Annotated in this window: 9 protein-coding genes; 3 read left to right on the top strand and 6 right to left on the bottom strand. The window is 72.0% G+C overall.

Features of this window, described 5'->3' with window-relative positions:
* Positions 1-3206, top strand: a 3206-nt coding sequence (locus G3I42_RS24950; RefSeq protein WP_164289507.1) for a VWA domain-containing protein, incomplete at its 5' end; no start/stop codon positions are given.
* 107 nt (positions 3207-3313) lie between these two features.
* Here the strand turns inward: G3I42_RS24950 and G3I42_RS24955 are convergent.
* The 4 genes from G3I42_RS24955 to G3I42_RS24970 all read right to left on the bottom strand — a co-directional run bounded on the left by G3I42_RS24955 (position 3314) and on the right by G3I42_RS24970 (position 7534).
* Entirely contained in the window at positions 3314-4207 is an 894-nt protein-coding gene (locus G3I42_RS24955) for an NAD(P)-dependent oxidoreductase (RefSeq protein WP_164289509.1), read from the bottom strand.
* A gap of 62 nt (positions 4208-4269) precedes the next feature.
* Complete coding sequence (locus G3I42_RS24960) at positions 4270-5172, bottom strand: carbohydrate ABC transporter permease (RefSeq protein ID WP_164289511.1); 903 nt, start codon at positions 5170-5172, stop codon at positions 4270-4272.
* On the bottom strand, positions 5169-6152 hold the full coding sequence (locus G3I42_RS24965; protein WP_164289513.1) for a sugar ABC transporter permease: 984 nt from the start codon (positions 6150-6152) through the stop codon (positions 5169-5171). Before G3I42_RS24965 ends, G3I42_RS24960 begins: the two co-directional genes overlap by 4 nt.
* Positions 6152-7534 (bottom strand): extracellular solute-binding protein, encoded by a 1383-nt coding sequence (locus tag G3I42_RS24970; protein ID WP_343244655.1) that lies wholly within the window; start codon positions 7532-7534, stop codon positions 6152-6154. Before G3I42_RS24970 ends, G3I42_RS24965 begins: the two co-directional genes overlap by 1 nt.
* 173 nt (positions 7535-7707) lie before the next feature.
* Between G3I42_RS24970 and G3I42_RS24975 the strand changes: the two genes are divergently transcribed.
* On the top strand, positions 7708-9066 hold the full coding sequence (locus tag G3I42_RS24975; RefSeq protein WP_164289515.1) for an enolase C-terminal domain-like protein: 1359 nt from the start codon (positions 7708-7710) through the stop codon (positions 9064-9066).
* 119 nt (positions 9067-9185) lie between these two features.
* On the opposite strand, the gene G3I42_RS24980 is transcribed toward G3I42_RS24975, so the two are convergent.
* Both G3I42_RS24980 and G3I42_RS24985 read right to left on the bottom strand, forming a co-directional pair.
* Entirely contained in the window at positions 9186-10397 is a 1212-nt protein-coding gene (locus G3I42_RS24980) for an ROK family transcriptional regulator (RefSeq protein ID WP_164289517.1), read from the bottom strand.
* A gap of 234 nt (positions 10398-10631) precedes the next feature.
* Entirely contained in the window at positions 10632-12218 is a 1587-nt protein-coding gene (locus G3I42_RS24985; protein WP_164289519.1) for a beta-xylosidase, read from the bottom strand.
* A 157-nt stretch (positions 12219-12375) separates the two neighbouring features.
* Here G3I42_RS24985 and G3I42_RS24990 point away from each other — a divergent pair, with 157 nt between their 5' ends.
* Positions 12376-13173 (top strand): phosphatase, encoded by a 798-nt coding sequence (locus G3I42_RS24990; protein ID WP_164289521.1) that lies wholly within the window; start codon positions 12376-12378, stop codon positions 13171-13173.
* The last annotated feature ends 44 nt before the right edge of the window (positions 13174-13217 follow it).

Below are 13217 nucleotides of genomic sequence, written 5' to 3' on the forward strand. Positions count from 1 at the left end.
CGCGGACCGCCGCCCCGCTGCGGACCGCCGCCCTTCTCGCCGCCCTCCCCGCCCTCCTCCTCGGCGCCGCGAACCCGCAGGCCACCGCGAACCCGCAGGCCACCGCGAACCCGCACGCCGCCGCGTCGCCCGCCGCCGCGAAACCCGCCCCCCGTACCGTCCCCGCCCCCACCGCCACGACCTCCGTCGTCACCGTCAAGACCGGCGGCGACCGCAACAGCGACCAGACCGTGGCCCCGCTCGCCGGGACGCGGCTCGGTCTCTACACCACCGCGAGCGGCGGCGCCCTGGTCGGCGAGTGCGTCTCGGACGGCGACGGCGACTGCTCCTTCGTCGTGCCGGGCACGGACACGGGCGGGGCCAACGCGGGTGCGCGCTTCTGGGTCAGGCAGATCGCGGCCCCGGCCGGCTGGTACGCGAACCCCGAGCTGCGCACCGGCGGCAGCAACACGACCCCGTACCGCTTCCAGACGCCAGTGCTGCACGCGGACACCACCTACAGCTCCACCGACAACGGCGTCAACGGATTCATGGTGAGCAGCGGCGCCAGCAACCAGTCGGCCTCCGGCGGCACCTGGCAGCAGTCCAGGAACAACCCGGCGCTCCCGGACAGGTGCGGCCTCAAGGTCGCCCTCGTCATGGACCTGTCGGGCTCGATGCAGGGCAGCGTCGGCGCGCTCAAGACGGCCGCGAACACCTTCGTCGACGCGCTCCAGGGCACCCCGTCGAGCATGGCCCGCTTCACCTTCTCCAGTTTCTCGCCCGCCGAACGCGGCGGGGCCAACGCCCCGCAGCTCGCCTCCGTCTCGACGACGGCGGACGCCACCGCCTTCAAGAACACCTACGCGAGCTGGAACGAGAGCACCGCCGAGGGCTCCACCAACTGGGACCGCGCCCTCTACGTCCCCGCGCTCGCCGCCGAGGAGTACGACCTCGCCGTCGTCATCACGGACGGCATGCCGACCCGGTACGGGACACCGAGCGGTCCCGGCGGCAACGGCTCGCTCACCCGCTTCCGCGAGCTGGAGAACGGCATCTTCTCCGCGAACGCCCTCAAGGCCGAGGGCACCCGCGTCCTCGCCGTCGGCGTCGGCGCGGGCGTCCAGGGCAACGCGAGCCTCAACCTCGCCTCGCTCTCCGGGCAGACCCGGTACAACGGCGCGAACATCGCGACCGCCGACTACTTCCAGGAGCAGAACTTCGCGCAGGTGGGCACGGCACTGCGCAGCCTCGCCCTGGCGAACTGCACCCCCTCGCTCTCCGTCGTCAAGCAGATCCAGCTCCCGGACGGCTCCACCACGAACGCCCCCGAGGGCTGGACGTTCCGCGCCACGACGACGACGCCGGGCGCCTCGGCCGTCTCGCCGCGGACGACGACCGGTGACGGCACGGGCGCGGTGAACTTCCCGCTCACGTACGCGGACGGCACCCCCAGCGCCGACTTCGACGTCACCGAGGACCAGCAGCCCGGCTACACCCTCGTCCAGCAGGACGGGGACAACGCCTCCTGCTACGACAAGGTCGCCGAGAGAGCCGTGCCGGTGACCAACGCTCCCGGCGGGCCCGGGTTCACGGTCACCATCCCCCGGGACTCCTCCCTGAGCTGCACGATCATCAACAAGGCGCCCGAGGAGCGGGTCCCCGCGACGGTCGAGGTCGACAAGGAGTGGTCGGTCGCCTCCACCGGCACCCGGCCCGTCGTCTACCCCGAGGGCGAGCAGCCCTCCGACCTCCAGGCCGCACTCCGGCTGGGCGACCCGACCGGCTCCGGCACCTCGCCGTGGTCGTGGTCCCTGCCCCGCACCGGCTACGAGCGGGGCCAGCGGGTCACGATCGGCGAGAAGGTCACCTTCGGCGACGACATCGACTGCACCCTGACGGGCGTCGACTTCGACGGCAGCCCGCTCCCCGCCCCGGCCGACCCCACGACGACCGTGACACTCGACGAGGGCGCGAACCGGCACCGGATCACCAACCACGTCACGTGCGACACGACCCTCACGCTCGCCAAGAACGTCGTACCGCCGCCCGGCCCCTCCACCGGCAACTGGGACCTGCGCGCGTACGAGAGCGACGGCGACCTCCCGGGGCCCCACGGCGTGAGCGGCTCCGCGACCGCGACCCGCGTGCCCGTCACCCCGGGCGCCCGCTACCAGCTCGCCGAGCGGCTCACGTCCGACGACCCGGAACTGCTCGCCTACAAGCAGGTCGACGACCGCACCGACTACCAGTCCAACCCCCGCTCCACGGGCTCGATGAACTGCATGGCGACCGGGAAGAGCGGCACTCCCTACCTCGGCTTCAACGACGGCATCAACGGTGGCGTCAACGTCTCGCTCGGCCTGCACGCGACCTGCACGGCGACCAACGAGGCGGTGCCGCTCCACCTCGTCAAGAGGGTCGAGGGGGGTACGGCGGAGCCCGCCGACTGGGACCTGGCGGCGAGCCCCGTGGACGGGCCCGCCGGTCTGCCCGCCCGCACGGTGCCCGGCGACGCGGAGGGCACCACCGTCCTCGTCCGGCCCGGCACGCGGTACCGCCTCACCGAGTCCGAGGGCCCGGCGGGGTACGCGCTGAGCGACCTCACGTGCGTCGTCGACGGGGAGAGCGCCCAGGGCGACCCGGCCGGGATCGTCGTCCCGTCCGGTCACCGCGGCACCTGCACGTACACCAACACCTACCGCCCGGCCACGCTCACGCTCGTCAAGGAGGTCGTCAACGAGCACGGCGGCGCGGCGGACCCGCGCGACTGGCTGCTGAGCGCCACGGGGCCGACCGCCGGACTCAGCGGGCGGAACGGGGACCCGGAGATCACCGGCGCCGAGGCCGCCCCCGGCACGTACCGGCTGCGCGAGAGCGGCGGCCCGGAGCACTACCGGTCCTCCGGCTGGGACTGCCGGGACGGCGCGGGCGACGAGGTCCCGGTGCGCGAGGGCTCGGTGCGGCTCACGCGCGACGCCGACGTGCGCTGCGTGATCACCAACCACGACCTGCCCCCGAAGCCGACACCCACCCCGACCCCGACCCCGCACCCGACACCGACCCCGGAGCCGAGCAGCCACGCCCCGGCCCCCGGTCCGCACCACCGCGGCAGCCTCTCCAGCACCGGCAACGGGGTCCTGTGGGCCGCCGCGGCCGGCACGGTGGCCCTGCTCCTCGGGACGTACGCCGCCCTGCGGACGCGGCTGCGGCGCCGCAAGGGCTGACGCGACGGCACCCGAAAGAGCCGACGGCACGGCTCACGGCAGACGGAGGGCCCCGCACCGAGGTGGTGCGGGGCCCTCCCCCTGGTACGGGCCGGACCGGCCGCCGCTCAGCGCCAGGTGTGCTGCGGCGTGAAGCCCAGGAGGTCCCGCATCCGCCGGGTGGCGAAGAGCGTGTCGTGGCCGTCGAGTTCGCCCCGGATCTCCACCCCGGGGTGGTGGGCCGCGAGCAGTTCGCGGCTCGGCTCCAGGGCCTCGGTGTCGGGCGCCGCGACGTTCACGACGTGATGTCCCGTGAGCGGCGCGGTGAGGGCCGCGCGCACGGAGGCCGCCGCGTCCTCGGTGTGCAGCCAGCCCCACAGCTCGCGGCGCGTGGCGCCCGGGTCCTGGTGGGTGCGGGCGAGTCGCCACTCCAGGCGCTCGCCCATGCCGACGAAGGGGAAGCGGAGCATGACGGTCGTGGTGCCGAAGCGGCGCGTCGTGAAGGCCGCGGCCTCCTCGGACATGACCTTCGAGAGGCCGTAGGAGTCGACCGTGAGGTTGGGGTGCTCCTCGTCGACCGGCACGTACGCCGGGTGCAGTTCGCGATCGGCCCAGGCCAGCCCGAGCGCCGAGAGGCTGGAGGCGGCCACGACGCGGCCGATGCCGCGCCGCCCGGCCTCCTGGAGGACGACGTACGCGGCGAGGACGTTGCTGCGCAGCGTCTCGTCCTCGGAGACGATGCCGGGCGCGGGGTACGCGGCGAGGTGGACGACGCCCGCGATGCCGTCCTCGCCGGCGGTGGCGGCGAGCGTGTCGTAGACCCCGCTCACCGTCTTCGCGTCCGCGAGGTCGCCCGCGACGAAGGCCGCGCAGCCGGTCTCCGCCTCGGGGGCGCGCAGGTCGGCGCCGACGACGCGGTAGCCGTGGGCGAGCAGGTCGGCGACGACGGCGCGGCCGATGTCCCCGGTGGCGCCGGTCACCAGCACCGTACGGCCGTGCGCGGCCTCGTGTTCTTCGGTCACCTTGGTACTCCTGAGTTGTGCGCGGTGGTGCGGTGCGTCTCCCGGAGGGGAACGGCGGGACGCTACCCCTTCACCGCTCCCACGAGCCCGTTGACGAAGTATCGCTGGGCGCAGAGGAAGAGGATGATCACGGGTACCACCATGATCAGCGCCGCCGCCATGAGCGAGTTGTACTGCACGACGTTCGAGGACTGGAGCTGCTGGAGCGCGATCGGCAGGGTGTACCTGCTCGGGTCGTTGAGGGAGATCCGGGCGAGCTGGTACTCGTTCCACGTCGGGATCGCGGTGAGCAGGGCGATCGTGATGAGCGCCGGCCGGGTCAGCGGCAGGTAGATCCGCGCGAAGATCCGCAGCTCTCCGGCCCCGTCCATGCGGGCCGCCTCGCGCAGCTCGCCGGGGACCGCGGTGAAGCTGTTGGTGAGCATGAGGATCGCGAGCGGGGCGCTGCCGTTGACGCCGGGGAGGATGAGCCCCCAGTGCGTGCCGAGGATGTCCATCCTGGACTCCAGGAGCACGACGGGCAGCAGGGTCACGACGCCGGGGACGAAGAGCAGGACGAGGAAGAGGCGGTAGAGCCACTTCTTGCCCGGGAAGTCCAGCGTGGCGAAGGCGTAGGACGCGGCCGAGTAGATGACGACGACGAGGACCGTGGTGAGGACGGTGACCTTGACGCTGTTGAGGAAGTAGTCGAAGAAGTCGAGCCGGTTCCACGTGTCGGTCAGGGTGTGCAGCGTGGGGTGGTGCGGGATGAGGTGCCCGCCCGCCTGCACCTCGGAGTTGGTCTTGAACGCGGCCGAGACCATCCACAGGAACGGGTAGAGGCTCACGGCCGCGTATCCGGCGAGGAGCAGCCCGACGACCGTGCGGACGACGACCTTCGTGACCGGCGTCCCCTTCTTGGTGGTACGCCTCCCGGCGACGGCGCCCGGCGCGGTCGCGCGGGGGGCACTGAGCGTGGTGCTCATCCGATCCTCCTCATGGCGCGCTGGTTGATGAAGGCGACGACGAGGGCCGCGAGGAAGAGGAGCCAGCCCAGGGCGCTGGCGAGGCCGAGGGTCGGGGACATCTCGTTGAGGAAGGCGAGGCGGTAGGTCTCCAGGCCGAGGACGCTCGTGGAGTCGCCCGGTCCGCCGTTGGTCATGATCAGGAAGGACTGGAAGCCCTGGAGCGAGTCGCGGACGTTGAGCAGGATCACGACGACGGTGATGGGCTTCACGAGCGGCCAGATCACGGAGGTCGTGGTGCGCAGCCAGCCCGCGCCGTCGATCTGGGCGGCCTCGACGAGCGAGGAGTCCAGGGACTGGAGCGAGGTCAGGTAGAGCAGCATGGCGACGGGGACCGCCGACCACACCATGACGACGATCATGGTGGGCAGCGCGGTGTCCGGGTCGCCGAGCCAGCCCTGCGGTTGCTGGAGGCTGCCGAGACCGACCGCCTTGAGGAGCAGGTTGATCGCGCCGCCGGGTTCGAGAATGTAGTTCCAGGCGAAATAGACGGCGATTCCGGTCGTCACGTACGGCACGAAATAGACGGACCGCAGAATTCCCTGGAACCGCTTCACCGAATTCAGCACGATGGCGAGCGGGAAGGCGATGAGGACCGTGAGGACGGGGACGCCGATGACCACCCACAGGGTATTCGTGGCGGCCTTCTTCACGAGGGGACCGTACGTCGGGGAACCGCCGAGCAGGTCGGTGTAGTTCTTGAATCCGCGCCAGTGCCACTGCGGCCAGAAGCCGTTCCACTGCGCGAAACTCAGGCCGAACCCGTAGACCACGGTGTAGGCGCCCATGAGCAGGAAGAGGAGCACGGCGGGCGCGACGAAGAGGTATCCCCAGGCGGCCTCGTTCCGGCGTTCCCTGAACCGGGCGCGCGGCTTGCGCACGTCGTTGGTCCTCGGCCGCGGGGGCACGGCCGCCGGGGCCGCGTCGATGTCGGTGGCCATCAGCCCTGCTCCGCCCAGTAGGACTTCATCATGGAACTCATCCGGGACCCCGTGCTCTTCGGTGAGAGCGTCTTGAGCGGGGTCATCTGCGCGAGGACGGCGCCGACCCTGCCCGCGTCGTAGATGGCGGGCCGGTAGGTGGTGATGGTGGGGTTGTAACCGTCCGGGTCGGTGCCGAAGCTCGCCCGCATCGAGTTCAGCGTCGGCCCGAGCTTCTTCGCCTGGGCGCCGGTGAACCCGTTCGGCGGGACGTCGTTGGCCCGTTTGCCGAAGAGCGCGGCGATGTCGGGCCTGGAGAGGAACTTCATCCACTCCAGGGCCTCCTTCTTGTTCCGCGTCTTCTTCGTCATCGCGAGGCCGGTGAGCGAGAAGGGCGCCATCTGGAGGTCGGGCGTCTTCGCCGCGGCGGGGGGCGGCACGGGGAACGTCATGAGGTTGCCGACGTCGTAGCCGTTGTCGGCGAGGAAGGCGAGGGTGTACGTACCGCCGACGTCGACGCTCGCCTTGCCCTGCGCGAAGGCGAGGTCGGCCTCGTCGATCGTCTTCGTCTGGCTGCCGGGCATCCAGTACGGCTGGACGCCCATGTACGTGTCGAGGACCTTCTGCCCGTCGGCGCTCGACCAGCCCTTGGAGGCGTCCTTGCCGAACAGCTCCTGGAAGCGCTTCTTGCCGAGCAGCCCGTAGGCCATCGGCTGCATGATCCATTCCATCGCGGTGGAGGGGGACTTGAGACCGATCGTGAGACCGCCCCTGCCGCCGAACTCCTTCTTCAGCTTGCCGAGGTCGGCGATGAAGTCCTCCCACGTGGTGGGGGGTTCGGTGATGCCGGCCTTCGCGGCGCGGTCCTTGTTGAGGTAGACCATGCCCTGCGTGCCGACCGTGACGGGGACGCTGTAGCGGTCGCCCTCCTCGACGCCGAGCGTCTTCGAGCCCTCCGCGAGGGAGTCCTCGTAGTCGGATTTCATGACCGTGCCGTCCTCCCTCACCTGCGGAATGAAGCGGTCGAGCCACTCCTCGTCCACGTCGCCGGAGAGGTCGGCGACGAGCCCCGCGCCCCCGAGCCCGAAGTCCTCGCCCTTGGCATGGACCTCCATGACGTCGGGCAGGTCGTTCGTCCGCGCCGCGGCCTGGATCTTGGTCGAGAAGGCGTCGTCGGGCGTGTACGCCTGGATGTTCACCTTGGTCCCGGTCTCGGCCGTGAACTTCTCCGCGGCCGCGCGAAAAGCGGCCACGTGGGACTGTTTGAACGTCCACATCGACAGTTCACCCTGCCTGGAACCCGTCCCGCCGCCGCTCGCACCGCACCCCGCGGCCAGGACGCTCAGCGCGGCGACCGTGGCAAGGAGGGAAGTGCGGCGCGCGACGGGGAGAAGTCTTCTCACGTTCCCAGCGCCTTTCTTCAGAGCTGTCCGTTCAGCCCCACCGGCTTCTCTCGAAGCAGTTCCTGGAATCTAAATCGACTTGATGTACGGTGTCAACAGTCGTCACCGCACGGAAAAACCGCGGAAATACCTTCCGCCACCGCACCGGCACACAGCCTTCCCGGAGGGCTCCCATGGCTTCGTCCGCCCGCTCCGACTCCACTCCCGCCGACACCCCGTCAGCCGCCCCCGCCGCGTCCGCCGTCTCCCCCGAGGCCGCCGCCGAAATCCTCGCCCCGGCCCCCTGGAGCACCCCCGCCGACGCCTCGGAGCACCTGCGCGTCACGGCGGTGCGCACCTTCCTCACCGCGCCGCAGGGCTGCCCGTACGTCATCGTGCGCGTCGAGACCAACCAGCCGGGCCTGTACGGGCTGGGCTGCGCCTCCGACCCGCAGCGCACCCTCGCGATCCGCTCCGTCGTCGACGACTACTACGCCCCGATGCTCGTGGGCCGCGACCCGTCCGACATCGAGGACCTGCACCGACTTCTCTTCAACAGCGGTTACTGGCGCGGCGGTTCGATCGGGCAGAACGCGCTCGCCGGCATCGATGTCGCGCTGTGGGACATCAAGGGCAAGGTCGCGGGCCTCCCGCTGCACCAGCTCCTCGGCGGCCGGGCGCGCGAGGCCGCCGCGGCCTATACGCACGTCGAAGGCGACAGCGCGGGCGAGATCGCCGAGAAGGTGCTCGCCGCCCACGAACGCGGCTACCGGCACGTGCGCGTGCAGGTCTCGGTGCCCGGCACGGACACGTACGGGACCGCGCCGCGCGACGCCGCCGAGGCCCGCCGCCGTGAGCTGCGCGCCGGGAGCTGGGACTCCCTCGCGTACCTGCGCCACGTACCGCCGGTGCTGCGCGAGATCCGCGAACGGGTCGGTACCGGCGTCGAGTTGCTGCACGACGCGCACGAGCGGCTGACGCCCTCGCAGGCCCGCGAGCTGGTCCACGAGGTGGAGGACGCGCGGCTGTTCTTCCTGGAGGACGCGCTCGCGCCCGAGGATGCGGCCCACTTCGACCAGCTCCGCGCGGCCGGCTCGGTGCCGCTCGCGGTCGGCGAGCTGTACCACGACGTGATGATGTACCTGCCCCTCCTCCAGCGCCAGGTCATCGACTTCGCCCGCATCCGCATCCCCACGCTGGGCGGCCTCACCCCGACCCGCAAGCTCGTCGCGGCGGTCGAGCTCTTCGGCGCCCGCACCGCGCCGCACGGCCCCGGCGACGTGAGCCCGGTCGGCATGGCGGCGAACCTGGGCCTCGACCTCAGCTCCCCCGCGTTCGGCGTCCAGGAGGCGGCGACCTTCAGGGAAGCGACCCGCGAGGTCTTCCCGGGCACCCCCGTCCCCGGGCAAGGCCGCTTCCACGGCACCGAACTCCCGGGCCTGGGAGTCGACTTCGACGAGGTCGCGGCCCGCGCGTACCCGGTCCCCGAGCCGCTTCGCCACGACCGCTGGGCCTTGCTCAGGAACGGGGACGGGAGCGTACAAAGGCCGTAGGGGGCCAATCCATTGAGCCCCTCCGGCGATTGAGGAGCGGGGTCCGGGGCGGAGCCCCGAAATCCCCGGCCGGGGCCGGGGCGGGGCCCGGGGCAGCGCCCCGAATCCCGCCCCGGCCGTCAGGCCAAGAGCAGTGACCTCGGCTGCGCCGACAACGTCCGGTCCAGCACCAGACACGCCGCCCCCACCGCCGCCACGTCCTCCCCTATCGCCGTCGTCGTCACCGTCGTCGGATGGACGGGCTTCACGAAGGGCGACTCCGCCACCATCGGCTCGATGAGCGGCAGCAGACGCGGCGCGAGCAGCGGCCACAGCGGCCCGCCGAAAATGATCGTGTCGGAGTCGAGGAGGGTCGCCGCGGCCGTGACGCCGCGGCCGATCCGTACGCCCCAGCGGTCGATGATCCCGGCCGCGCGCGGCTCGCCGTCGGCGGCGACGCTGGCCAGCCGCTCCAGGCCGCGCTGCGCGTCCTGCGGGTCGGTCGGCGTGAACTCGGGGCCGAGGGCGCCCAGTTCGATGGCCTCCTCGACGAGTGCGCGGCTGGAGCACGCCGCGCCGAGACCGCCGACCTCGCCGACGTTCCCGGAGGAGCCGCGCAGCACGGTGTCGTCCACGACGAGGCCCATGCCCGAGCCCGTACCGAGGTAGAAGAAGAGGAAGTTGCGGCTGTCGGTGGCCGCGCCCGACCAGCGCTCGGCGACGGCGGCGGCGATGACGTCCTTGTCGAGCAACGCGGGGAAACCGGTGTCGGCCTCCAGGCGTTCGCGCAGCGGAACGCTTCCCCAGCCCGGGAGTTCGGGCGGGTCGATGACGAGTCCGGCGACCGGGTCGACGGGCCCGGGGGCCGCGATGCCGAGGCCGAGCACGCGGTCCCGGTCGACGCCCGAGTCCGCGACGAGCGCGCCGACCGAGGCGGCCATCCCGGCGAGCAGCGCTTCGGTGTGCACGCCGCGCGGGGTCGGCTCACTGCGGCGGGCGACGACGGTGCCGAGGAGGTCGAGCAGGACGTACGTGATGACGGCCGGGTCGAGGTGCACCCCGATCGCGTACCGCGCCCCGGGCGTGACCTGGAGCAGGGTGCGCGGTTTGCCGCTGCCCGTGGACTGCTTGCCCGACTCGCGGGCGACGCCCTGGTCGAGCAGGCGGCGGGTGATGTTGGAGACGGTCTGCGCCGACAGCCCGGTGGCCTCGGCGAGTTCGACGCGGCTGAGCCCGGCCTTGTGGCGGCGGATCGCGTCCAGCACGACGGACTCGTTGAAGTCCCCCATGCGGGGCAGATTGGTCCCGCGCCGGATCGACGTCTTCGTGGCACTCGCCCTTTTTGTCGTCACGCTCGGGTCTCTCCTGGACGGTTACCGGCCCCGGAGGGGAGCGGCGCGGGCGCCGGACCCCGGGGGGTGTACCGCCCCTCCGGTGCGTCGATTTGCAGAAATGCTACCGGCTCGGCCGGTGCCGGACCTCAGCACCGCCCGGCCCGGAACAACGCGGCGCGGGGGTGGCGTCACGAGCCGGTGCCGCCGTCCCGTTACGTACCACCACCCCCGCGCCAGTCTGTGGGCCCCCGCTCAGAGCTGCTGGACCAGCGCCAGCGCCCAGGGGGCGAGCGTGACCTCGTACCGCAGCACGCCGTCCGCGCCGGCCCGCGCCGTGCGGACGTCGGTGGCGCGCGCGAGGCGGTCGATGTGGGCGAGTTGCTCGCGTGTCGGGTCCTCCGGCGAGCCGAGGGCACGCCAGGCGCCGAGCGCGTTGCCGTGCTCGGTGTCGAGGATCTCGATCCGGAAGGGGGTGCCGGGGGCGACGCCGTCCAGCTCGACCACGAGGGTGCGCGGCGTGCCCTTCGCCTCGGTGGCCCGGGCGAGGTCGCGGCTGTCGAAGGAGGCGGGGACGGAGCGCGGTTCCTCGGCCGGGTAGTGGTAGGCGAGCGCGGTGAGCCTGCCGCTCGCGGCGTCGCGGGTGAGGACGTGGTCCTCGCCGTTTTCGAGGAGTTCGTCGCCGAGGCGGTGGAGCATGCGGTAGGCGTGGAAGGTCGGCTTGGGGATGCCGGGCAGGGTGATCATGCCGAAGCCGCCGTGGAACAGCTCGTCGCCCGCGCCGCCCTCCTCGAAGACGTCCGTGAACGTCCAGTACGAGAGGGAGTGCACGGTGTCCAGCGAATGGAGAATCGAGCGGGTGACGTAGGTCGCGGCCGGGAGCGTGTCGTGCGTGTGGTCGCGCGGCGAGGAGGACGAGGACCACTCGGTGAGGTGGATCTCGGCGTCCGGGTACGGGCTCTTCGCGACCAGGTCCCGCAGGAGCGCGAGGTCCACGGGGGTCGCGTCCTTGCCGCGGGTGAGTTTCTGGCCCTGGCCGTGCGCGTCGAGCGCCCAGTCGGTGGGGTACGGGTGGGTCGAGACGAAGTCGACGGGCAGGTTCTCCTCGGCGCAGTAGGCGAGGAAGGAGTCGAACCAGACCGGGCGCCAGTCGTAGGTGTCGATGTTCTCGTCGCCCACGACGACGCGCGCGTCGACGTCCTCGCGCTCGCCGTCGAAGCGGGCGTCGGGGACGAAGTTCGAGGTCGCGGGCCCGCCGACGCGCAGTTGGGCGTCGACGGACTTCACGGCGCGGGCCGTCGTGCGGTACAGCGCGAAGTACTCGGAGCGGGTGCCGTGGAAGAAGCCCCACAGGTTGGCCTCGTTCCACACCTCGAAGTACCAGGTGCGGACCTCGGCGAGACCGTAGCGGGCGATCCAGTGCGCGGTGATGCGGCTGATCAGCTCGCCCCACTTGGCGTGGTCGACGGGCGGCGCGCCGTGGGCGCCCCACCAGAAGACCGTGTTCGTCTCGCGGGCGAGGGCGCGGGGGCTGAAGCCGAACTCGACGAAGGGGCGGACACCGAGGTCGACGAGGAAGTCGAAGAGCGCGTCGACGTACTGGAAGTTGTGGACGGGGGTGCCGTCCTCGCGCTCCGTGTAGACGAACATGTCGTCGTGGAAGAGCCCGTGGAAGCGGATGTACTCGAACCCGGCCTCGCGCTTGGCCTCCGTGAGCTGGCGCTGCCAGTCGGCCCGCAGCCCCTCGTTGGCTCGTCCCGCGCCGACGACACGGCTCCAGTAGTGGGGCAGCGAGGTCGCGGCGGCGCTCGCGTGACCGCTGACGGAGATGTCGCCCGGCATGCTGTTCCTTCCCTCGTGGTGCCCGCGTGAGGCCCTGGCCGAGTCATTAAATCAAAATGATAGACATAAACCAAGCCCTCGGTGTCCCGGACTCGGAGCCATGGGTTGGTGGCCCCGCTCCCGGCCAAGCGCCGGAGATCACGGCAGAATGGGACGCATGCCCATACCGAGCCGCGCCGCCCTGCGTCAGCACCTCGTGGAGACCCGTATCGCCGGGGACGTCGCCACGCCCCGCGAGAACAACCTCGCCCACTACCGCCACCTCGCCAACGGCAAGCGCAACTGGTGGCTGGGGCTGGAGCTGGGCGACCGCTGGACCGACGAGCAGGACGTCCTCGCCGTCATGGCGGAGCGCTGCGGCGTGAACGACGACCCCGGGCACCGCCAGGGCCAGGACACGATCGACCCCGATCTGACCCTCGCGGGCCTGGACCGCATGGCGGCCCGCCTGCGCGAGGCCGCCGAGGCCGGTGAGCGCGTCCTCGTCGCGACCGGGCACCCCGGCGCCCTCCTGGACCTGCACCGCCGCACCGCGCAGGCGCTGCGCGAGGCGGGCTGCGACATCGTCCGTATCCCGGGCGGGCTGCGCGCGGACGACGGCTGCGTCGTGCAGTTCGCGGACGTCGCGGTGTACGAGGCCGGGGCGAGCCTGTGGCACACCCACTCCCCCGCCCCCATGGACGCGATCCTCGACGGCCTGGAGCGCGACGGCGAAGCGCTCCCCGGCCTCGTCGTCGCCGACCACGGCTGGGCGGGCCGCGCGGGCCGGCGCGGGATCGACTCGATCGGCTACGCGGACTGCAACGACCCGGCGCTCTTCATCGGCGAGCTGGAAGGCACGATGCGGGTCACGGTCCCGCTCGACGACCACGTGACCGACCCGCGCTTCTACGAGCCGATGACGGCGTACCTCCTGGACGCGGCGGGGCTGCCGGGGGCGGAGCGGGGGTACTGAAGCCGCGCGGGCCCGCCCGCCCGGGTGCGCCGGGCCGGGCACCG

The sequence above is a fragment of the Streptomyces sp. SID11385 genome (assembly GCF_010548245.1).
Taxonomy (GTDB): Bacteria; Actinomycetota; Actinomycetes; order Streptomycetales; family Streptomycetaceae; genus Streptomyces.

Coding starts and splice junctions, on each gene's coding strand:
- G3I42_RS24960 (WP_164289511.1), bottom strand. CDS start 5,172: ATGAGCACCACGCTCAGTGCCCCCCGCGCGACCGCGCCGGGCGCCGTC.
- G3I42_RS24965 (WP_164289513.1), bottom strand. CDS start 6,152: ATGGCCACCGACATCGACGCGGCCCCGGCGGCCGTGCCCCCGCGGCCG.
- G3I42_RS24975 (WP_164289515.1), top strand. CDS start 7,708: ATGGCTTCGTCCGCCCGCTCCGACTCCACTCCCGCCGACACCCCGTCA.
- G3I42_RS24985 (WP_164289519.1), bottom strand. CDS start 12,218: ATGCCGGGCGACATCTCCGTCAGCGGTCACGCGAGCGCCGCCGCGACC.
- G3I42_RS24990 (WP_164289521.1), top strand. CDS start 12,376: ATGCCCATACCGAGCCGCGCCGCCCTGCGTCAGCACCTCGTGGAGACC.